General features: G+C 65.0%; 21 protein-coding genes. 16 read left to right on the top strand and 5 right to left on the bottom strand.

Annotated elements, in window-relative coordinates:
* The first annotated feature begins 61 nt into the window (after positions 1-61).
* Positions 62-559: a single-stranded DNA-binding protein gene (gene ssb / locus QUV25_RS16870; RefSeq protein WP_300865648.1), complete on the top strand. Its 498-nt coding sequence runs from the start codon at positions 62-64 to the stop codon at positions 557-559.
* 140 nt (positions 560-699) lie between these two features.
* Positions 700-2,034 carry a DUF3422 family protein gene (locus tag QUV25_RS16865; RefSeq protein ID WP_300865647.1) on the top strand — a complete coding sequence of 445 codons (1,335 nt, stop codon included), beginning with the start codon at positions 700-702 and terminating at the stop codon, positions 2,032-2,034.
* Between the two features lie 26 nt (positions 2,035-2,060).
* Here QUV25_RS16865 and mnmA read toward each other — a convergent pair whose 3' ends face one another.
* Positions 2,061-3,224, bottom strand: a complete 1,164-nt coding sequence (gene mnmA, locus QUV25_RS16860) for a tRNA 2-thiouridine(34) synthase MnmA (protein ID WP_300865645.1) — start codon at positions 3,222-3,224, stop codon at positions 2,061-2,063.
* Positions 3,225-3,383: 159 nt separating this feature from the next.
* On the opposite strand from mnmA, the gene QUV25_RS16855 reads away from it, so the two are divergent.
* From QUV25_RS16855 to arfB, 4 genes are all read left to right on the top strand, one after another.
* Complete coding sequence (locus QUV25_RS16855) at positions 3,384-4,184, top strand: class III extradiol ring-cleavage dioxygenase (protein ID WP_366945690.1); 801 nt, start codon at positions 3,384-3,386, stop codon at positions 4,182-4,184.
* 127 nt (positions 4,185-4,311) lie between these two features.
* Positions 4,312-4,551, top strand: a complete 240-nt coding sequence (locus QUV25_RS16850; protein WP_300865760.1) for a PepSY domain-containing protein — start codon at positions 4,312-4,314, stop codon at positions 4,549-4,551.
* Positions 4,552-4,604: 53 nt separating this feature from the next.
* A complete protein-coding gene (locus QUV25_RS16845) occupies positions 4,605-5,108 on the top strand; it encodes a cytochrome b/b6 domain-containing protein (RefSeq protein ID WP_300865644.1) in 504 nt (167 codons plus the stop codon).
* Positions 5,109-5,150: 42 nt separating this feature from the next.
* Positions 5,151-5,564 carry an alternative ribosome rescue aminoacyl-tRNA hydrolase ArfB gene (gene arfB / locus QUV25_RS16840; RefSeq protein ID WP_300865642.1) on the top strand — a complete coding sequence of 138 codons (414 nt, stop codon included), beginning with the start codon at positions 5,151-5,153 and terminating at the stop codon, positions 5,562-5,564.
* A 6-nt stretch (positions 5,565-5,570) separates the two neighbouring features.
* Here the strand turns inward: arfB and QUV25_RS16835 are convergent, their stop codons facing one another.
* The gene (locus QUV25_RS16835) at positions 5,571-6,056 is read right to left on the bottom strand and encodes an NUDIX hydrolase (RefSeq protein WP_300865640.1); all 486 of its coding nucleotides are present in this window, start codon (positions 6,054-6,056) and stop codon (positions 5,571-5,573) included.
* Positions 6,057-6,297: 241 nt separating this feature from the next.
* Between QUV25_RS16835 and QUV25_RS16830 the strand changes: the two genes are divergently transcribed.
* The 4 genes from QUV25_RS16830 to QUV25_RS16815 all read left to right on the top strand — a co-directional run bounded on the left by QUV25_RS16830 (position 6,298) and on the right by QUV25_RS16815 (position 11,962).
* Positions 6,298-7,914 carry a Re/Si-specific NAD(P)(+) transhydrogenase subunit alpha gene (locus tag QUV25_RS16830; RefSeq protein WP_300865638.1) on the top strand — a complete coding sequence of 539 codons (1,617 nt, stop codon included), beginning with the start codon at positions 6,298-6,300 and terminating at the stop codon, positions 7,912-7,914.
* An 18-nt stretch (positions 7,915-7,932) separates the two neighbouring features.
* Entirely contained in the window at positions 7,933-9,351 is a 1,419-nt protein-coding gene (pntB, locus tag QUV25_RS16825; RefSeq protein WP_300865636.1) for a Re/Si-specific NAD(P)(+) transhydrogenase subunit beta, read from the top strand.
* 44 nt (positions 9,352-9,395) lie between these two features.
* Entirely contained in the window at positions 9,396-11,072 is a 1,677-nt protein-coding gene (locus QUV25_RS16820) for a long-chain-fatty-acid--CoA ligase (protein ID WP_300865635.1), read from the top strand.
* A gap of 131 nt (positions 11,073-11,203) precedes the next feature.
* Complete coding sequence (locus QUV25_RS16815; protein ID WP_300865634.1) at positions 11,204-11,962, top strand: 5'-methylthioadenosine/adenosylhomocysteine nucleosidase; 759 nt, start codon at positions 11,204-11,206, stop codon at positions 11,960-11,962.
* 171 nt (positions 11,963-12,133) lie between these two features.
* Here the strand turns inward: QUV25_RS16815 and corA are convergent, their stop codons facing one another.
* A complete protein-coding gene (gene corA / locus QUV25_RS16810) occupies positions 12,134-13,120 on the bottom strand; it encodes a magnesium/cobalt transporter CorA (protein ID WP_300865633.1) in 987 nt (328 codons plus the stop codon).
* Positions 13,121-13,323: 203 nt separating this feature from the next.
* Complete coding sequence (locus tag QUV25_RS16805) at positions 13,324-14,589, bottom strand: patatin-like phospholipase family protein (RefSeq protein ID WP_300865631.1); 1,266 nt, start codon at positions 14,587-14,589, stop codon at positions 13,324-13,326.
* A gap of 65 nt (positions 14,590-14,654) precedes the next feature.
* Here QUV25_RS16805 and QUV25_RS16800 point away from each other — a divergent pair, with 65 nt between their 5' ends.
* The 4 genes from QUV25_RS16800 (at position 14,655) to hprK (ending at position 18,000) form a co-directional block, all read left to right on the top strand.
* Positions 14,655-15,881 carry an MFS transporter gene (locus QUV25_RS16800; RefSeq protein WP_300865630.1) on the top strand — a complete coding sequence of 409 codons (1,227 nt, stop codon included), beginning with the start codon at positions 14,655-14,657 and terminating at the stop codon, positions 15,879-15,881.
* 133 nt (positions 15,882-16,014) lie between these two features.
* Positions 16,015-16,344 (top strand): ribosome-associated translation inhibitor RaiA, encoded by a 330-nt coding sequence (gene raiA / locus QUV25_RS16795; protein WP_300865629.1) that lies wholly within the window; start codon positions 16,015-16,017, stop codon positions 16,342-16,344.
* A 141-nt stretch (positions 16,345-16,485) separates the two neighbouring features.
* Complete coding sequence (locus QUV25_RS16790) at positions 16,486-16,956, top strand: PTS sugar transporter subunit IIA (RefSeq protein ID WP_291012124.1); 471 nt, start codon at positions 16,486-16,488, stop codon at positions 16,954-16,956.
* Between the two features lie 93 nt (positions 16,957-17,049).
* Positions 17,050-18,000, top strand: coding sequence for an HPr(Ser) kinase/phosphatase (hprK, locus tag QUV25_RS16785; protein ID WP_300865628.1), 951 nt, complete (start codon positions 17,050-17,052; stop codon positions 17,998-18,000).
* 134 nt (positions 18,001-18,134) lie between these two features.
* Here the strand turns inward: hprK and fur are convergent, their stop codons facing one another.
* Entirely contained in the window at positions 18,135-18,572 is a 438-nt protein-coding gene (gene fur, locus QUV25_RS16780) for a ferric iron uptake transcriptional regulator (protein ID WP_300865627.1), read from the bottom strand.
* 143 nt (positions 18,573-18,715) lie between these two features.
* Here fur and QUV25_RS16775 point away from each other — a divergent pair, with 143 nt between their 5' ends.
* Positions 18,716-19,306: an outer membrane protein assembly factor BamE gene (locus tag QUV25_RS16775; protein ID WP_300865625.1), complete on the top strand. Its 591-nt coding sequence runs from the start codon at positions 18,716-18,718 to the stop codon at positions 19,304-19,306.
* Positions 19,303-20,124, top strand: a complete 822-nt coding sequence (dapB, locus tag QUV25_RS16770) for a 4-hydroxy-tetrahydrodipicolinate reductase (RefSeq protein ID WP_300865624.1) — start codon at positions 19,303-19,305, stop codon at positions 20,122-20,124. Before QUV25_RS16775 ends, dapB begins: the two co-directional genes overlap by 4 nt.
* The last annotated feature ends 15 nt before the right edge of the window (positions 20,125-20,139 follow it).

Here is a 20,139-nt window from a genome sequence, read left to right as displayed (position 1 = left end):
ATGCCAAGTCGGGCGGCGGTGGCGCCGCTGCCTCTCATTCAAGTCCCTCCAAGGAACCTCCATGGCCTCCGTCAACAAAGTCATCCTCGTCGGCAACTGCGGCCGCGATCCCGAAATCCGTTACCTGCCTTCAGGTCAGGCGGTGGCCAATGTATCCGTCGCCACATCAAGCCGCCGCAAGGACAAGAACAGCGGCGAAATGATCGAAGACACGCAGTGGCACCGCGTCACCTTTTACGACCGCCTGGCCGAGATCGCTGGCGAATATGTGAAAAAGGGTCGCCCGATCTACGTGGAAGGTCGCCTCAAGTACGGAACCTACGTGGACAAGGCCACCGGGGTGGAAAAGAACACGGTGGATATCATCGCCACCGAAATGCAGCTGCTCGGTGGCCGAGAGGGCATGGGTGGTGGTGGCGGCGAAGAAAGTGGCGGTGGCTACTCGCGCCCTGCCTCGGCAGCTCGCGCACCGGCTCCCGCGCCGCGCCAAGCCCCCGCCGCTGCGCCCGCGCGCCAGTCCAGCGGCTTTGACGACATGGACGACGACATTCCCTTCTGATACAAATCCGCATGATGGCCACGCCCGTCCTCCCTGGACGTGGCCCTTGACCCGCCCGGCTTCGGCCCGGCGGGTCTTTTCTTGTGGGCGGCCGGATGCAGATGGGCCCGGGCCGGGCAAGTGGCGGCACAATGTGGCGCATGTCCGCCTCCGCCACGACCTACCGCCCCTTGCCGGCCGATGACGGCCTGCGCACCGAACTGCACAACGAGGTGCACGCTCGCCCGCCGGCGCGTATCCGTCTGCCAGCGCTGGTGGTGTTTGTCGCGGTGTTCAACGACGGTGTCAGCCGCGAGCAGGAGTGTGAGCACCTGCGTGGCCTGCCGGGCCAGGACGGGCTGACGCCGGCTGATCTGCAAGGCCACTTCCTGCGGCTGCGATTGCCGGGCTACACGCTCAAGTGGGAGCGCCACACCGAATTCAGCCGCTACTCGCTCGTGCAGCCCCTGCCCGACGAGGCCCACCTGGGCACCCGCGACCCCGAGCTGCTGTCGCACCTGGTGTTGCCGGTCGACTGGCTGGCGAACATCCCAGGGCGCACCTTTGTGGCCATCAAACTCATCATGTTGCACGGCGACCTGAGCGATCCGCAGCAGACCCTGGCCCAGGCGCGCACCTGGCTTGGCGAGCACACCGTGGTAGCTTCACAGATGGGCAACAACGGCCACTCCATCGTGGCCACCGATTTCATGCTGCGCGACACCGGCTTTGAGCGCATGCTGGTGGTGGCGCCGCCGGAGACCACCGAGACCCGTGCTGGCCGCATCTCCCAACGCCTGCTGGAGGTGGAGACTTACCGACTGATGGCCTTGCGCGGCCTGCCGGTGGCCAAGCAGCTGGGCCCGTTGCTGGCCGAGAGCGAGCGGCAGCTGGCCGACATCACCGCCCAGCTGGAAAACAAAGGCGCGACCGACCAGGCGCTGCTGGACACGCTTGTGTCGCTGGCCGCCGGCGTGGAGCGAGCCACAGCCGAACACGCCTACCGTTTCTCGGCTACCCGCGCCTACGATGCCCTGGTGACCCAGCGCATCGCCGAGCTGCGCGAGCAGCCGATCCCTGGCACCCAGACCATCGGCGAATTCATGCAGCGCCGGCTCTCGCCGGCCATGGGCACGGTGGCGGCCACGGCGCAGCGGCTGGCCTCGCTGTCTGAACGTGTCAGCCGCGCCAGCGCCCTCTTGCGCACACGGGTCGATATCGCCACCGAAGTACAGAACCAGCAGCTGCTGGAGAAGCTGACCCGCGGGCAGGAACTGCAGCTGCGCCTGCAGACCACGGTGGAAGGCCTGTCGATCGCGGCCATTTCGTACTACGTGGTCAGCCTGTTGCTTTACCTGGGCAAGGCGGGCAAGGCTGCGGGCTTACCCATCAACCCGGAAATCCTGGCTGGATCGTTCATTCCGCTGGTTCTCTGGGGTGCCTGGCGCACCACCCGGCGCATTCACGAGAAGCTGCGCGGACCTGACCAGACCTGACGCACTGCGGGCCGGTTCGCCAGGGATCAGGCCATGGCCGTGCGGCTGGACTCGCTCGAAGCTGTGCCCAGCGAGGCCACACTGGCCGCGTCGCTGGTGATCACACCACCGCCTAGGCAGACCTCGCCGTCGTAGACCACCGCGCTTTGCCCGGGTGTCACAGCCCATTGCGGATCGCTGAATCTCAGGGTGAAATGGTGGTCGTCGGCCGCTTCCATCGTGCAGGGTGCATCGGCCTGGCGGTATCGCGTCTTGGCGGCCAAGTCGCCGCCGGCCGGCGCGTGACCTGCCACCCAGCTGGCGTCCTGCGCGCGCAGCGCGGCTGCGAGCAGCCAGGGGTGGTCGTGGCCTTGAACGACCCACAAGGTGTTGTGTTCGATGTCTTTGCGCGCGACGAACCAGGGTGCATGTTCGTTGCCACCTTTTTGCGCGCCCTTGGCTTTGACCCCCCCGATGCCCAGGCCCTGGCGCTGACCCAGGGTGTAGAAGCTCAGGCCCACATGTTGCCCAATGGTGCGGCCATTGGGGTCTTTGATCGGGCCCGGCTCCTTGGCGATGTAACGATTCAGGAAATCGCGGAACGGGCGCTCGCCGATGAAGCAGATGCCGGTGCTGTCTTTTTTCTTCGCGTTCGGCATGCCGATCTCGGCGGCGATGCGGCGCACCTCAGTCTTGGGCAGTTCACCCACCGGAAACAGCGTCTTGGACAGCTGCGTCTGGTTGAGCCGGTGCAAAAAGTAGCTCTGGTCCTTCAGCGGGTCCAGTCCCTTGAGCAGCTCAAACGCGCCATTTCGTTCGCGAACGCGGGCGTAGTGTCCGGTGGCAATCTTCTCGGCGCCCAGGCGCATCGCGTGGTCGAGGAAGGCCTTGAACTTGATCTCGGCGTTGCACAGGATGTCGGGGTTGGGCGTGCGCCCGGCCTGGTACTCACGCAGGAATTCGGCAAATACGCGGTCCTTGTACTCGGCGGCGAAGTTGACGTGTTCGATCTCGATGCCGATCACATCGGCCACGGCCGCGGCGTCCACGAAGTCGACGTTGGACGAGCAGTACTCGCTGTTGTCGTCATCCTCCCAGTTCTTCATGAAGATGCCGATGACCTCGTAGCCCTGAGATTTGAGCAGGTGCGCGCTCACTGCAGAGTCCACTCCGCCGCTCAATCCCACCACCACGCGCTGTTTGCCTGTCATCGTGCGATTATCCCGCCTGCTCCGGTTGGCTGCTCGGCGGTTACCCGACCTCACGAAAGGTGGACTTCAACTGGATTGAATACGGCGTGGCAAACGACTGAATCCGGCGCGCTGCCGTGAAGCCTACAGTGTCTGTTCGTTCTCAACGATGGAGTCATCGTGTCGCGCCTGCCCACCCTGTTCATTTCCCACGGGTCCCCCACCTTCGCCATTGATCCCGGCAAAGCGGGCCTGGCACTCACCGCGCTCGGCCAGTCGCTGCCGCGCCCGAAGGCGATCCTGATCGTATCGCCGCACTGGATGACGCGGGAGCCTCGCGTGGCCATCACGTCGCGGCCACAGACCATCCACGATTTCGGCGGTTTTCCGCCCGCGCTCTACGAGCTGCAATACCCCGCACCGGGTGCGCCGGACGTGGCGGTGCGCGCCGTGTCGCTGCTGCGCGAAGCGGGTTACCCCGCCGAGGCCGACGCCGAATGGGGACTGGACCATGGCGCCTGGGTACCGATGCTCTACCTGTATCCCCAGGCCGACGTGCCGGTCTTTCAGGTGTCGTTGCCGGCGCGGCTGGACGGCGAACGCGCCTACGCCTTCGGCCAGGCGCTGGCACCGCTGGCCGCCGAGGGCGTGCTGATCGTGGGATCGGGCAGCCTGACGCACAACCTGCACGAGGTGCGTTTCGATGCACCCGACGCGCCAGGTGAGACCTACGTGGCCGAGTTCGCGGGCTGGATCCAGCAGGTCGTGACCGCTGGCGACCACGACCGTCTTCGGCAGCTCGTGGCGATTGCACCGCATGCGCAGCGTGCCCATCCCACGGCCGAACACCTCTGGCCGCTGCTGGTGGCTGCCGGCGCAGCCGGCCAGCAGGTCGCTGCCGAGCGCATCGATGGCGGTATTCGCCACGGCGTGCTGTCCATGGATGGCTACGTGTTCGGGGGGGTGGCCGCTGCAATTTGACACGCCACCACCCATCTGGTTACCGCGGTGACACCAGCGCTTAAGGCTGACTTCAAGTTGGGCCGATGAAATACGTTCGCCAGCATGTGCTGGAAGTCATTTCAAAGGATGTGTGATGTAAAAATGGATTGTTGCCGCCAGTCTGATCGCTGTTGCCGGCTTTGCGCTTGCCGAACCCTCGTGCCAGGTGCCCAAGGACAAGTGGATGCCTGAAGCAGCCTTCAAGAAGATGGTCGAGGGGCAGGGCTATGCCATCAAGACCTTCAAGGTCAACAAAGGCCAGTGCTACGAGGTTTATGGCAAGAAGGATGGCAAGAACGTTGAGCACTGGTTCAATCCGGAAACCGGCGCTCGCGTCGAGAAGTGAGCCATCGCGTTGGTCCGATGAGGCCCACGCAAGCCGGTGATTGCAGTCGCCTCGTGTGGGACCGCTTTGTGCGCGTGTTTCACTGGACCCTGGTGAGCTGCGTGTTGTTGAACTACTTCGCCCTGGAGAAAGGTGAGTGGCCGCACGAATGGACCGGCTACCTGGCCTCGGCCATGGTGGTGGCCCGCATCGCGTGGGGGTTCATCGGTTCGCGCCACGCACGGTTTTCGGATTTTTTCCCTACACCCTCGCGCTTGATGGAGCATCTGCGCGCAATGCGACAAGGCCGAGCGGTACTCCACTGGGGACACAACCCGCTGGGCGCTGTCATGATGCTGCTGATGATGGCTCTCGTGCTCGCCCTCGGCTTGACGGGCTGGATGCAAGGTACGGACACCTACTTTGGCGAGGAATGGTTGCAGGACCTGCATGAATTCCTGGCCAATGCACTGATCGCCTCCGCCGGGCTGCACGCGGCAGCGGCGCTGGTGATGGGGCGTATCGAACGCACGCGGCTCGTCAGGGCCATGGTCACGGGTGTGAAAGAGCGCTACTGAGCGCAAGGCCTTTGACGCTTGTCTTGTGCCAGACTGGTGACCATGACCCCGCCATTGCCCCGCATCACCGAAGATCAGGTCCAGTTCACCGCGATCCGGGCTCAGGGCGCGGGCGGGCAGAACGTGAACAAGGTGTCGAACGCGGTGCACCTGCGCTTTGCCATCCATGGCTCGTCCCTGCCCGAGGCGGTTCAGCAGCGCCTGCTGGCACTGAGCGACCACCGCATCACCACCGAAGGCGTGGTGGTGATTAAGGCCCAGACCAGTCGCAGCCTGGAGCAAAACAAGGCCGATGCGCTGGCGCGGTTGCAGGCGCTCATTGACAGCGTGGCCGTCGTACCCAAGCCGCGCAAGCCCACGCGCCCCACGTTGGGCTCTCAGCGCCGCCGAGTCGAGGGCAAGGTCAGCCGCGGCCAGGTCAAGACGCTGCGTGCCCGAGTGTCGGGGACCGACTGAGCCGGTTCAGCGCGGCCCAGCCATCACCGATGCATCGGTGAACACCAACGCCATCGGGTAGCGCTGGCCGGCAGCGTGGTCTTCAATGCAGCGCAGAACCAGCGGGCTTCGGTGGCGTGCGCTGCTGGCACGCACCTCGTCCAGCGTCATCCACAGCGTGCGCACGATGCCGTCGTCCAGAGCGCGCCCCTCTTCCCGGGCACCCAGCTCGCCCGAGTACGCAAACCGCAGGTAGGTGATGTCTTCGCCTGTGGCTTCGCGCTGAAAGCGCGACACGTAGACGCCCACCAGCTCGCTGGGCGTGAATAGGTGGGCGGTTTCCTCCAGCGCTTCGCGCGCCACGCCCTGCACCGGGCTCTCGCCCGGATCGAGGTGACCGGCCGGGTTGTTCAGGCGCAGTCCTTCGGGCGTGTGCTCTTCCACCAGCAGGTAGCGACCTCCTTGCTCGATGATGGCGGCCACGGTGACGCTGGGTTTCCATCGGGTGTGCATGCAGGCATTATCCAGGCGTGCCGGCAGGCGCTTCGACCCTAGCGGCAAAGACGGGCGGTCTCTCACGGGGCAGACCCTGATGAGCAGCTGCGGCACAATCCCGCACAATCCCAGGGTGCTCTGGCCCCGCAAGCCCGCCGTGGTGCAAGCGCCCCGTGGGTGCGTGGTCGTGATCTTCGCGGCGCCGATGCGCCGTCCGGACCTTCGCCTTTTTTCCATTTCTGCATCGAGGACTTCTCCCATGACTTCTGGCGCACCTCACGAAACAGCCGCACCGACACCGCAGCGCATCGGCATACCGCGCGAGATTTTTCCCGGCGAGAAGCGGGTGGCCAGTGTGCCCGAGGCCGTGGCCAAGTTGGTGAAGCTGGGCTTTGCCGTGCTGGTGGAGCGCGGAGCGGGCGAACTGGCCAACCTCAGCGATGAGGCGTACACGGCTGCCGGCGCCAGCATCGCCAGCTCGGCGGCTGAGCTGTGGAGTGGCAGCGACATCGTCTTCAAGGTGCGGGCGCCCACGCGCGACGAGGTGGCCCTGATGCACGAAGGTCAGACGCTGATCGGATTCATCTGGCCAGCCCAGAACCCCGAACTCATGCAGCAGCTGGCCGAAAAGAAGGTCACGGCGCTCTCCATCGATGCGCTGCCGCGCACGCTCAGCCGCGCGCAGAAGATGGATGCACTCACTTCCATGGCTGGCGTCAGCGGCTACCGCGCGGTGGTCGAGGCGGCGAATGCGTTTGGCCGCTTTTTCAATGGCCAGATCACGGCCGCGGGCAAGGTGCCGCCGGCCAAGGTGTTCATCGCCGGTGCGGGCGTGGCGGGTCTGGCTGCGGTGGGCGCAGCTTCCAGCCTGGGTGCCATCGTGCGTGCCAACGACACGCGCGCCGAGGTGGCCGACCAGGTGGTTTCGCTGGGCGGTGAATTCGTCAAAGTGGACTACGAGGAAGAAGGCTCGGGCGGCGGTGGCTACGCCAAGGTGATGAGCGAAGGCTTCCAGGCCGCGCAGCGCGAGATGTACGCGCAACAGGCGCGCGAGGTCGACATCATCATCACCACCGCGCTGATTCCTGGCAAGCCGGCGCCCAAGCTCATCACCGCCGACATGGTGAAAAGCATGAAGCCGGGCAGCGTGATCGTTGACATGGCGGCCGAGCAAGGCGGGAACTGCGAGCTCACCGAGCCGGGACAGGCGGTGGTGAAGCACGGCGTGACCATCGTCGGCTACACCGATCTGGCCTCGCGCATGGCACAGCAATCGTCCACGCTGTACGCGAACAACCTGTTCCGCCTGAGCGAGGAACTGTGCAAGACCAAAGACGGCGTCATCCATGTCAACATGGAAGACGATGCGATCCGCGGCCTGACAGTGGTGAAGGACGGCGAAGTCACCTGGCCGGCCCCTGCGCTGGCCGCACCTCCGAAGCCACCGGCCAAGCCAGCTGCCGCACCCGCTGCGAAGAAGGCCCATGGCCACGGCGAGGCCTCGGGCCCGATGCCGGCGGGCAAGTTGGCCATCGTGGCGGGGATCACTGCGGTGTTGTTCCTGCTCGTGGGTGCTTACGCGCCCGCCGAATTTCTCTCGCACTTCACGGTGTTCGTGCTGGCCTGCTTCGTCGGCTACATGGTGGTGTGGAACGTGAAGCCGGCGCTGCACACGCCGCTCATGAGCGTGACCAATGCCATCAGTTCCATCATCGCCATCGGTGCGCTGGTGCAGATATCGCCGCTCGCCGACGCCGCCGAGCGGCCCAACACCCTGATCGGCGTGCTGGCTGCGGTGGCACTGGTGCTCACCGCCATCAACATGTTTGGCGGCTTTGCCGTCACCCAGCGCATGCTGGCGATGTTCCGCAAATAAGAAAGAGGCAAGAGCAACATGTCTTCCAGTCTGGCCACGGTCTCCTACATCGGAGCCATCATTCTTTTCATCCTCAGCCTGGGGGGCTTGTCCAACCAGGAAACCGCGCGGCGCGGCAACCTGTACGGCATGGTCGGCATGGCGCTGGCCGTGTTGGCCACGGTGTTCGGTCCCCAGGTCACCTCAGCAGGCGTTCCGTGGATCGTCGGCGCCATGCTGATCGGCGCGGTGATTGGCCTGTATGCAGCGCGCACGGTGCAGATGACGCAAATGCCCGAGCTGGTGGCGCTGATGCACAGCATGGTCGGCATGGCGGCCGTGCTGGTGGGTTACGCCACCTACGTCGATCCCGAGGCCACCAAAGGCTTCGAGGGCGCTGCCCACACCATCCACGCGATGGAGATCTACGTCGGCATCTTTATCGGCGCCATCACGTTCTCGGGCTCGGTGATTGCCTTTGGCAAGCTGTCGGCACGCATCGGTGGCAACCCGATGCTGCTGCCCGGCCGGCACTGGCTGAACCTGGCGGGTCTGTTGGCGGTGATCTTCTTTGGCCGCATGTTCCTGCAGGCCGAAACCATTGCCGACGGCATGTTCCCGCTGTTCGTGATGACCGTCATCGCCCTGCTGTTCGGCATCCACATGGTGATGGCCATTGGTGGCGCGGACATGCCGGTGGTGGTGTCCATGCTCAACAGCTACTCGGGGTGGGCGGCAGCGGCCACCGGCTTCATGCTGTCCAACGACTTGCTCATCGTGGTCGGTGCGCTGGTCGGATCGAGTGGCGCCATCCTGTCCTACATCATGTGCAACGCGATGAACCGCAGCTTCATCAGCGTGATCGCAGGCGGCTTTGGTACCACCAGTGCCGCGCCCAAGCCGGCCGGCGGTGTTGCCGAGCCCGCTGGCGAAGTGAGCCCCATCCTCGCCGCCGAGACCGCCGAGATGCTGCGCGAAGCCAAGAACGTGATCATCGTGCCTGGTTATGGCATGGCGGTGGCGCAGGCGCAGCACACGGTGTTCGAGATCACGCGCTTCCTGCGTGAGAAGGGCGTGAACGTGCGCTTCGGCATCCACCCGGTGGCCGGCCGCATGCCCGGCCACATGAACGTGCTGCTGGCCGAGGCCAAGGTGCCGTACGACATCGTGTTCGAGATGGATGAACTCAACGACGACTTTCCCGACACCGACGTGGCCATGGTGATCGGCGCTAACGACATCGTGAACCCGGCTGCTCAGGACGACCCGACCAGCCCGATTGCCGGCATGCCGGTGCTGGAAGTGTGGAAGGCACGCACCTCCATCGTGATGAAGCGCAGCATGGCCAGCGGCTACGCGGGCGTGGACAACCCGCTCTTCTACAAGGACAACAACCGCATGCTGTTCGGTGATGCCAAGAAGATGCTGGACGAGGTGCTGACAGCGCTCAAGGCCTGAATCGGCACAGCATGTGACGATCCGCGCGGCTGGAGGTGCCTGACATGAATCACCGCCCCTGGCTCAGCGCTTACCCGCCAGGTGTGCCCGCCGACGTGGACTTGAGCCCCTATCGTTCGCTGGTGCACCTCATGGAAGAGAGCTTCCAGCGGTACCGCCAGCAGGTGGCCTACAGCTTCATGGGCAAGGCGGTGCGCTACGCTGAAGTCGACAGTCTGTCCGAGGCTCTGGCGGCCTACCTGCAGGGCGTGGGGCTGGCACGCGGCGAGCGGGTGGCGCTCATGATGCCCAACGTGCCGCAGTACCCGGTGGCGGTGGCGGCCATCCTGCGCGCCGGGTTGGTGGTGGTGAACGTCAACCCGCTCTACACCGCCAGCGAGCTGGAGCACCAGCTGCGGGACTCGGGCGCCAAGGCCATCGTCATCATGGAGAACTTCGCCAGCACGCTCGAGCAGTGCCTGTCGAATACCCCCGTGCGCCACGTCATCCTCGCCGCCATGGGAGACCGCCTTGGCCTGTTCAAGGGTGGGCTGGTCAATCACGTGGTGCGCAACGTGAAGAAGCTGGTGCCGCCCTTCAAGCTGCCGCAGGCGGTGCGGTTCAACGAGGCCATTGCGCGCGGCACGCGCGCTACCCTCCAGCGCCCGAGCCTAGGCCCCGACGATGTGGCTGTGTTGCAGTACACCGGCGGTACCACTGGCGTGAGCAAGGGTGCGGTGCTCCTGCACCGCAATGTGATCGCCAACGTGCTCCAGTCCGAGGCCTGGAACGCGCCGGTGATGCAGCAGGTGCCGCCGGGCGAGCAGCCCACCAGTGTGTGCGCTTTACCGCTGTACCATATCTTCGCGTTCACGGTAAACATGATGCTGGGCCTGCGAACCGGCAGCCAGGTGATCCTGATCCCGAACCCGCGCGACATTCCCGCGATGCTCAAGGAGCTGCGCCGGCACCGCTTTCACAGCCTCCCGGCGGTCAACACGCTGTTCAATGCGCTGGCCAATCACCCCGATTTCCACACGGTGGACTGGAGCCACCTCAAGGTGTCGGTGGGCGGCGGTATGGCGGTACAGGGCGCTGTGGCCCAGCTCTGGCTGGAGAAAACCGGCTGCCCGATTTGCGAGGGCTATGGCCTGTCGGAGACCAGCCCATCGGCCACGTGCAACCCGGTGACCAACGCCGAGTACACCGGCACCATCGGCGTACCTTTGCCTGGAACCTGGCTCAAGTGCCTGGATGATGCCGGGGTGCAGGTACCGCTGGGCCAACCGGGCGAGATCGCCATCCACGGGCCGCAGGTGATGGCAGGCTACTGGCAGCGACCGGACGAGACGGCCAAGGTCATGACGGCCGACGGCTACTTCAAGACGGGCGACATCGGGATCGAGGACGAGCGCGGTTATTTTCGTGTTGTCGATCGCAAGAAGGACATGGTGCTGGTGAGCGGCTTCAACGTCTTCCCGAACGAGGTCGAAGACGTGGTGGCCCAGCTCCCTGGTGTGCTGGAGTGCGCGGTGATTGGCGTGCCCGACGAGAAATCCGGCGAAGCGCTCAAGCTGGTGATCGTGAAAAAAGACGAGGCGCTGTCGGAGAAACAGGTGCGTGAGCATTGCAAACGCCACCTCACCGGTTACAAGCAGCCCAAGCTGATCGAGTTCCGCACCGAGCTGCCCAAGACGCCGGTGGGCAAGATTTTGCGCCGAGAGCTTCGCGATAAAAAGTAGGCCCCTGCGCCGCCTGCTGCATCACCCCCGCCAGGGGACAACGGGATGCGGCCCGGCGGAGCCGGTTCCGCCGCGTTCTCGAACCAGACATGCGCTTCGATCAGGCGCTGGCTTCTGGTCCAATGCGGGGCATGAAAACGATCTTTCGCGTCGCTGTTGTGGCCGCGCTGCACGACGAACTCGCCAGCGTGCTGGCGCTGATGCCCGACGAGCACAAGGAGGTGGTCGGTGGGCGCGAGTTCTGGGTCGGGCATCTGCACGGGCAAGACGTGGTGGCCGTGCTCTCGGGCATCGGCAAGGTGGCAGCCGCCACCACGGCCGCGCTCCTGATCGACCACTTCAAGGTGCAGCGCATCGTCTTCACCGGCGTCGCCGGCGGCCTGAGCCCCGACGTGAAGGTGGGTGATGTGGTGCTGGCGCGCAGCTTTCTGCAGCACGACATGGATGCGTCGCCACTGTTCCCTCGCCATGAAGTGCCGCTGTATGGCCGCGCCCGTTTTGAGGCCGACGCTGCCCTGACCGATGCGCTGGAGCTGGCCTGCGAACGCATGCTGCATCGCCTGCCGCAGCAACTGGGCACCGACACCGTCGCCGCTTTTGGTCTGTTGTCACCCCGCCTGCACCAGGGGCTGCTGATCAGCGGCGACCGTTTCGTCGCCACCACTGACGAGAGCCAGGCGCTGCAGCGCGAGCTGCCCGACGCGCTGGCCGTGGAGATGGAAGGCGCCGCGTTTGCTCAGGTCTGTCACGACTTCGGCGTGCCGCTGGCGGTGGTGCGCACCATCTCCGACCGTGCCGATGATGCCGCGCACGTGGACTTCCCGAAGTTCCTGCGCGAAGTCGCCAGTCGCTACAGCGGCGCCATCGTCGAAGCACTGTTCAACCATTGACCGCTCCGGCGCGAACGGGCTAATTCGAGAACGCAGCGGATCCTGCTTCTCTGGCCCGCATGCGCGGGAGTGTGAAGTGTCTTCGGTTCAGGACGCGGTGGATCCGGCTCTGCCGGTCCACACGCATCGCTCCCTTGAGGGGGTGACGCTGCAGGCAACGCGGGGATGAACCTACTTCAACCATCCCCGCTTGCGGAAATACAGCACCGGGATCAGCGCGGAGAGCACCATCAACCCGAGCGCGAACGGGTAGCCCATCCGCCATTCGAGTTCGGGCATGAAGCGGAAATTCATGCCGTACAGGCTGGCCACCAGGGTGGGGGGCAGCAGTGCGACGCTGGCCACCGAGAAGATCTTGATGATCTTGTTCTGGTTGATGTTGATGAAACCCACCGTGGCGTCCATCAGGAAGTTGATCTTGTCGAACAGAAAGGCGGTATGGCCATCGAGCGAATCGAGGTCGCGAAGAATCTGTCGCGCGTCTTCGAACTGCTCGGTGTTCAGCAGCCGGCTGCGCATCATGAAGCTGACCGCGCGGCGCGTGTCCATCACGTTGCGGCGAATGCGGCCCGACATGTCCTCGTGCCGCGCGATGGCGGCCAGCACCTCGCCGGCCTTGTTGTCGGTCACGTCACCAGCCAGCACCTGGCGGCTCACGGTTTCGAGGTCGTCGTAGATGTCCTCGAGCGTATCGGCGCAGTACTCGGCATCGGCGTCGAAAAGCATCAGCAGCACGTCTTTGGCGTCTTCGATCAGGCCAGGCATGCGCCTCGCCCGCATGCGCAGCAGGCGAAAGACCGGCACGTCTTCATCGTGTATAGAGAACAGCACGCCCTGGCTCTTGAGCTTGTCGTTGTGCTCGTTGAGGATGAACGCCACGCGGATGGCGCGCGGGTCATCGGGGTCGTCGATCAGGAAGTCGCTGCGCACGTGCAGCTCGCCGTTGTCTTCTTCGAAGAAGCGGGCCGACTCCTCGATATCGTCGTCCATCGCGTCTTCGGGGATGGACAGCCCAAAATGCTGCTTCACCCAGCGCCGTTCCTCCAGCGAGGGCGACTCGAGGTCAACCCAGATCGGCTTGACGCGTGCCAGCGCTTCCAGCGATTCGATCTCTTCCTGGAACAGGCGGCCATTGGCCAGGGTGAACACGTTGAGCATGGTAGCGCTCCCGGAGGCGGTGGTCTGAAAGGGGCTGGGCTCTGCGGCCCAGCGTTGAGCGGAATGGTGCGCTTTCAGCCGGACATGACACCGGTGCAGGTGTCGCCGCAAAGGCGGCGTTCAAGCCGATGGCACAGGGGCTGAAAGCACGCAACTGGGAGGCGTGCTGTCCATGGGGGCTCCGTGGGGAAGATAGAGGAAGATTATGTCACCGCAGGGTGGGTGGCCAGGCGAGGGGACGGCTCGAAAAACGCCATCAGTTCGTCCTTGCGGCGCCAGGCGTCACCCTCACCGAGTTCGATCAGCGCCTGGATGAAATCGGACTCGAACAGCAGGTAGCTGGCCAGCGACGCGGCGCTACCGGCGGCACCGCGACTCGGGTCGAGCGCGCCCAGGCCGGTGAGGGTGTTGCGGGTGGCGGCGGGTAAGCTGCCAATGTGTTTGTGCGCCAGCTCGTCAAGCGAGAAGCTGGGCTGGATGGCCATCACGTTCACCGGGTGGTAGGGCAGGGCAGCAGCCAGGGCCGCCGGCAGCTTGGCCAGGGTCTGGCTCACACGCTGCGCCTGCTCCACGTCGGATTGCAGGGTGTCGTGGAACACGCTGGCCATGGCATGGCCAGCGATGGTGCCGGCGGTCGGTTCGTTGTTGGTACGCACGCCCATGCCGGCGCGCTGGGGCTGTGCCACGCCGATCACCAGAATGCGCCGCGCGCCGAAATGAATGGCTGGCGACAGCGGTGAGAGCTGGCGCATCGAGCCGTCGCCAAAATATTCCTTGTGGCCGTCGACCCAGAGCGGCACGGCCGGAAACAGGAACGGGATGGCGCTGGAGGCCATGAGGTGCTCGATGGTGATGGGCTGGTAGGCCGCGCGGCGGCCGGGACGTTGCCAGGGTTTGACGGGATGGTCCGTGCGGGTCTGGCAAAAGGTCCAGTGTTCTCCCGTGGTGTAGCTTGACGCCGTGACCCCGAGCACCTCGATGTGCTGCTGCGTCAGAGCTTGCTCCACAGCCGGCAGGTTGATTGCGCGGTGCAGCGTGTCCACCAGCGGCAGGGTGTCGAGCAGCGCGCGGTGGCGGCGTACCTGGCGCGCCAGCGTCAGGCCGGCGACCAGCCGATGGGCACGCACCCAGCTTGGCGCGTCGAGCTGGTATACCCGCTCGGAGCGCAGCGCGGACCAGAACGTGGCGAGCTGCGGCAGGGCTTGCAGGCCCGCGGCGCTGCAGCCCGCGAGGTAACTTGCGTTGAGGGCGCCGGCCGAGGTGCCAAACAGCCAGCGAAAGGGAAACGGCGGCGGGGCCTGCACACCCGGGCTTTGGGCGGCGAGCATCGTGGCCAGCGCCTTGAGCACGCCAGCCTGGTAGGCGGTGCGCGCACCACCCCCCATCAGCACCAGGGCGCAGGCGCCGTCGGGCGGGGCTGGTGCCCCCGTGTCGAGCAGGTTGCGCGAGATCAGGGTATCGAGAGACACGGGGCTGAGACCTTGTGACAGAGGCGCTGCCAGCGCGGGGGTACAGTGCAAGGCGGCTCAAAATCATGACACATCCCACCCTATCTGCGCGGCGCGAGCGCTGGCTGCTGCTCACCATTGCCGGGATCCAGTTCACGCACATCCTGGATTTCATGATCATGATGCCGCTGGGGCCGCAGTTCACGCGCCTGTTTGCCATCAGCGACGCGCAGTTTGGCTTGCTGGTGTCGGCGTACACGGTGTCGGCTGGCGTGTCTGGCTTGGCCGCGGCCACCTATGTCGATCGCTTCGACCGCAAACGCCTTCTGCTCGTGCTGTACGCCTTGTTCGCCCTCGCTACGCTGGCCTGTGGCCTGGCTACCGACTACGGATTTCTCATGGCCGCGCGGGTGGCTGCAGGCATGTTCGGTGGCGTGCTGTCTGCGCTCTCTCAAACCATCGTGGCCGACGTGGTGCCGTTCGAACGCCGCGGTCGTGCCATGGGCATCGTCATGTCGTCGTTTTCTTTTTCCACCGTGGCCGGTGTACCCATGGGTCTTTACCTGGCCAATCACCTGGGCTGGCAGGCGGCCTTTTTCGCCATCGCCGCGGTGAGCGCGCTGCTGGCGGTGGGTGCGGCGCTGACCCTGCCCAGGCTCGACCACCACCTGCGTGTGGCTGACCGGCCCTCAGCCTTTCGCGGCATAGCGCTGGTGCTCAGCGAGCGCAACCACCTCGAAGCCTTCGGTTTTTCCGCCCTGCTCATGTTCGCCGGTTTTCTGGTGATTCCCTTCATCACCATCTACATGCAGACGAATGTCGGTCTGACCGACGCACAGATCCCCATGCTGTACCTGGTCGGCGGCCTGGCGACCCTGTTCACGGCACGCTTGTTTGGTCGTCTGTCTGACCGGTTGGGCAAGGTCCGCACCTTCAGCATGCTGGCGGTCGCCGTCAATCTGCCGCTGATGGCCACCACCTTGCTGCCGTCGGCGCCGCTGCCGGTGGTTCTGGTGGTCTCCACTCTGCTGTTCGTGTTTCTGAGCGGCCGCATGATTCCGGGCATGGCGCTCATCACCTCGGCCGCTCAGCCCGCGCTGCGCGGAACCTTCATGGTGCTCAACGCAGCGGTGCAGTCGGCAGCGATGGGTCTGGCCGCGTTCCTGGGCGGGCTCATCATCAGCCGCGACGCGGCGGGCTTGGTCCAGCACTACTGGGTCTCGGGTCTGGTGGGCGCGCTGGCCAGCCTGGCCTCAATCTGGGTGGCGCGTCGGCTGGTGCTGCACGGCGCCGCCGCTGGTCGGCCGGGATAGCACCCTTTGTTGCAGTGCGGGCTTGCGCCTGCGGTGTTTCGTGGGCATAGTGGTTTCAAGACTTCCCCGTGGCTGCCGGGAAGCCCCAACGCCCGGCGGCTTGTGTCAACCCGGAGCAACAGGAGGCTCATGTATGAACTTGACGATCAGCGGTCACCACCTCGAGGTCACCCCCGCCCTGCGCGGCTACGTCACCAGCAAGCTCGAACGCATATCCCGACACTTCGACCAGGTGGTCGACGTCAAGGTGCTGCTGACGGTGGACAACCTGAAGGAGAAGGACCTGCGCCAGCGAGCGGAGTGCAACATCCATGTCAAAGGCAAGGATTTGTTCGCCGAAAGCGCCCATGCCGATCTCTATGCCGCGGTGGATGAGCTGGCCGACAAGCTTGATCGTCAGGTTTTGCGTCACAAGGACAAGGCCCAGGACCACCACCACGAGTCGGCCAAACGCCTGATGTGAGGTATTTCACGGGCCGCTGATCTGCGGTCCGTAAAATTGCTGCATTGCAACAAGCCGCTTGGCATGTCAAGCGGCTTTTTTGTCTCTGCGCTCTAGCCAAGCTCACTCAAGTCGTCATAATTTGCGGTCCAAGAGGACCACATGAACCGACTATCTGCCATTCTGCCCTCGGCGCAAGTGCTCGTCAGCGTGGACGCCACGAGCAAAAAGCGCGCTTTTGAAGAGGCGGGCCTGCTGTTTGAAACCCTTCATGGCCTCAACCGCGCCCTCATCACGGACAGCCTGTTCGCTCGTGAACGCCTGGGCTCCACCGGTCTTGGCCACGGCGTGGCCATTCCGCATGGCCGGATCAAAGGGCTCAAGCAGCCCCTGGCTGCGGTGTTTCAGCTTGCCAGCCCGATCGGCTTTGACGCGCCGGACGAGCAACCGGTGCAACTCCTGATCTTCCTGCTCGTGCCTGAAGCCGCCACGCAGAAGCATCTTGAAATCCTGTCTGAAATCGCCGAGCTGCTGAGCGACAGCGCTTTGCGCGAACAGATGAAGCAGGCCCCGCAGGCGGCGAGCCTGCACGGCCTGATCAGCGGCTGGCAGTCGGCCCACGCCGCTGCCTGATCCGTTGATTCGACCCCGCCGCCTGTCTTCAGCCATCGCGGGTGAGCTCGCCTGGGGCGGTACAACCCTGGTGAATCCGATGGTATTTCCAGCATGAAGCCGACCGTCGTCAGCTCAGACGTCCTGTTTGAAGACCACCGGGAAGCCCTGAAGTGGCAGTGGGTGGCTGGTCTGGGCGCGTCAGAGCGCCGGTTTGACGAAGTGGCGGTGCGCGAAGCGCGCTCTGGCGCCGATCTGGTCGGCTACCTCAACTACATCCACCCCTATCGGGTCCAGGTTTGCGGCGAGCGCGAGGTCAACTACCTCACCAGCGCCGATGGTGAAGACAACCGCCGGCGCGTCGCGCGCATCGTGACGCTGGAGCCGCCTGTGCTCGTGGTGGCCGACGGCCGCACAGCGCCCGACGACCTGCTGGCCTTGTGTGAGCGCGCGCAGATTCCGATGTTCGCCACGCCGCAGCCTGCGGCCTTCGTGATCGATGTGCTGCGCGCCTATTTGTCTCGCCACTTCGCTGACCGGGCGTCCATGCATGGTGTGTTCATGGACATCCTGGGCATGGGCGTGATGATTACCGGCGAGTCGGGTCTGGGCAAGAGCGAGCTCGGCCTGGAACTCATCTCGCGCGGCCATGGCCTGGTGGCCGACGACGCCGTCGACCTCTTTCGCATCAACCAGACCAGCATCGAAGGCCGTTGCCCTGAGCTGCTGCAAAACCTGCTGGAGGTGCGGGGTATTGGGCTGCTCGACATCAAGGCCATCTTTGGCGAGACGGCTGTCCGGCGCAAGATGCGTCTGGCGCTGATCGTGCACCTAGTGCGCAAGGAAACCATGGAGCGCGACTACGACCGCATGCCGCACGAGCCGCTGTACCAGGACGTGCTGGGCGTGCCGGTGCGCAAGGCGGTGATTCAAGTGGTGGCTGGGCGCAACATCGCCGTGCTGGTCGAGGCCGCGGTGCGCAACACCATCCTGCAGTTGCGCGGCATCGACACCTATCAGGAATTTGTGTCCCGGCACCGGGCGGCGATGTCGCGCGGGGAGTGAGTGACCCCCACGTTCCTACGCTTCGCGGGTCGTTCCCGCCACGCTGCGCTGCTGGAGCGGGTCGCTGCCCTTCACGGGGCTGGGCATGCCGTTGAGTGACCGGGCTGCTTTGACAGTGTGTCGGGAGAGGGTGCTCAGCCGTTCGACTTGGCCCGGTGCGGGCAGTCGGTCTTGCTGCAGTTCGCGTAGAGCGAAAGCGCGTGCTCTTGCAGCACAAAGCCCCGCGACTGCGCCACCATCTGCTGGCGTTTTTCGATCTCGGCGTCAAAGAACTCCTCAACCCGCCCGCAGTCCAGGCACACCAGGTGGTCGTGGTGCTGACCTTCGTCGAGCTCGTAGACCGCCTTGCCGGACTCAAAGTTGCTGCGCGAAAGCAGACCGGCCTGCTCGAACTGCATCAGCACCCGGTACACCGTGGCCAGGCCGATGTCCGAGCGCTCGTCGAGCAGCACCCGGTACACATCCTCGGCGGTCATGTGGCGTTGTTTGGCGCTCTGGAAAACCTCAAGGATCTTCAGCCGCGGCAGCGTGGCCTTCAGGCCCGTGCTCTTGAGTTCTTCAATATTGGACATGTCTCAGGCGGCGGTGGGGGGGCGCGCCCGCATAGGCCTTGCTGGCACCCCGGGGCTACAATGTTCGCATCATATCGTCGGGCTGTGCCGGCGGGCCGATTTCCCTGCTGCCGCCGTGCGCCAGCCCCTACGCGTTTGACCCCATGCACTCCTTATCTGATGGCTGTGATTTTCCGCGTCAAGTGCCACCTGCGCGCCGCCTGGCCAGCGCCTTGATCGTGGCCATGGCGCTGGTCAGCCTGTCCGGCTGTGCTGGCTTGCGCGACAGGCTGCCAAGCATGCCCAGCGTCGGCAGCCTGGTGACGCCGTACAAGATCGACATCCAGCAAGGCAATGTGGTCACGCGCGAGCAGGCGCAGGCCCTGCAGCCTGGCATGTCGCGGCTGCAGGTGCGCGACATCCTCGGCTCGCCATTGCTCACCAGCGTGTTCCACGCCGATCGTTGGGACTACGTCTTCACCTTCCGCCGCCAGGGTCAGCCCCTGCAGCAGCGCAAGCTCGCGATCTTCTTCAAGGGCGAGGTGTTGGAACGCATCGAATCCGACGAGCTGCCCAGCGAAATCGAGTTCGTCGCTTCGCTCGACAACCGCCGTCAGTTCGAGAAGGTGCCTCCGCTTGTGGCCACCGAAGAGCAGCTCAAGGCTTTCCAGGAGCGCAACAAGGTCGTGGCGCCGCAGGCGCCGCGAACGCTTCCGCCGACCACCAGCTACCCGCCGCTGGAGTCTGCGCGATGAGTGTGGAGCCTGCAGTTCCGCACCGCGTGTGTGTGGCCGGCGCCAGCGGCCGCATGGGTCGAATGCTGATCGATGCGGTACGACTCAGTGAAGATTGCGTCATCGCGGGTGCGCTGGACGTGTTTGGTAGCCCGGCCATCGGCCTGGATGCCGGCGCCTACGCGGGCCTGAACACCGGTGTGCACATCACGGCGGATGTGGCGGCTGGTCTGACCCACAGCCAGTGCCTGATCGATTTCACTCGCCCCGAGGGCACGATGGACCATTTGCGGGCTTGCGAGGCGCAGGGCGTGAATCTGGTGATCGGCACCACCGGATTCTCGGACGAACAGAAAGCCGAGATTGCTCAGGCCGCCAAGCGCATCGCCATCGTGATGGCACCCAACATGAGCGTGGGCGTGAACGTCACACTCAAGCTGCTGGACATGGCTGCGCGCGCCCTCTCTACCGGTTACGACATCGAGATCATCGAGGCGCACCACCGCCACAAGGTGGACGCGCCCAGCGGCACCGCGCTCAAGATGGGCGAGGTTGTGGCCAGCGCGCTTGGGCGCGACCTGAAGGATTGCGCCGTCTACGCCCGCGAAGGCGTGACCGGCGAGCGCGATCCGTCGAGCATCGGTTTTGCCACCATCCGCGGGGGCGACATCGTGGGCGACCACACGGTGCTGTTTGCCGGGACTGGCGAGCGCATCGAGATCTCGCACAAGGCCAGCAACCGCGCGGGTTATGCGCAGGGCAGCCTGCGCGCGGTGCGTTTCCTGGCCGGCAAGACGCGCGGCCTGTACGACATGTTCGACGTACTCGGTTTGAGCTGAGCCAAGGTTGCAAGG

Source organism: Hydrogenophaga sp. (assembly GCF_030373245.1).
Lineage (GTDB): Bacteria > Pseudomonadota > Gammaproteobacteria > Burkholderiales > Burkholderiaceae_C > Hydrogenophaga.
This window is presented reverse-complemented; position numbering and strand designations above follow the sequence as displayed.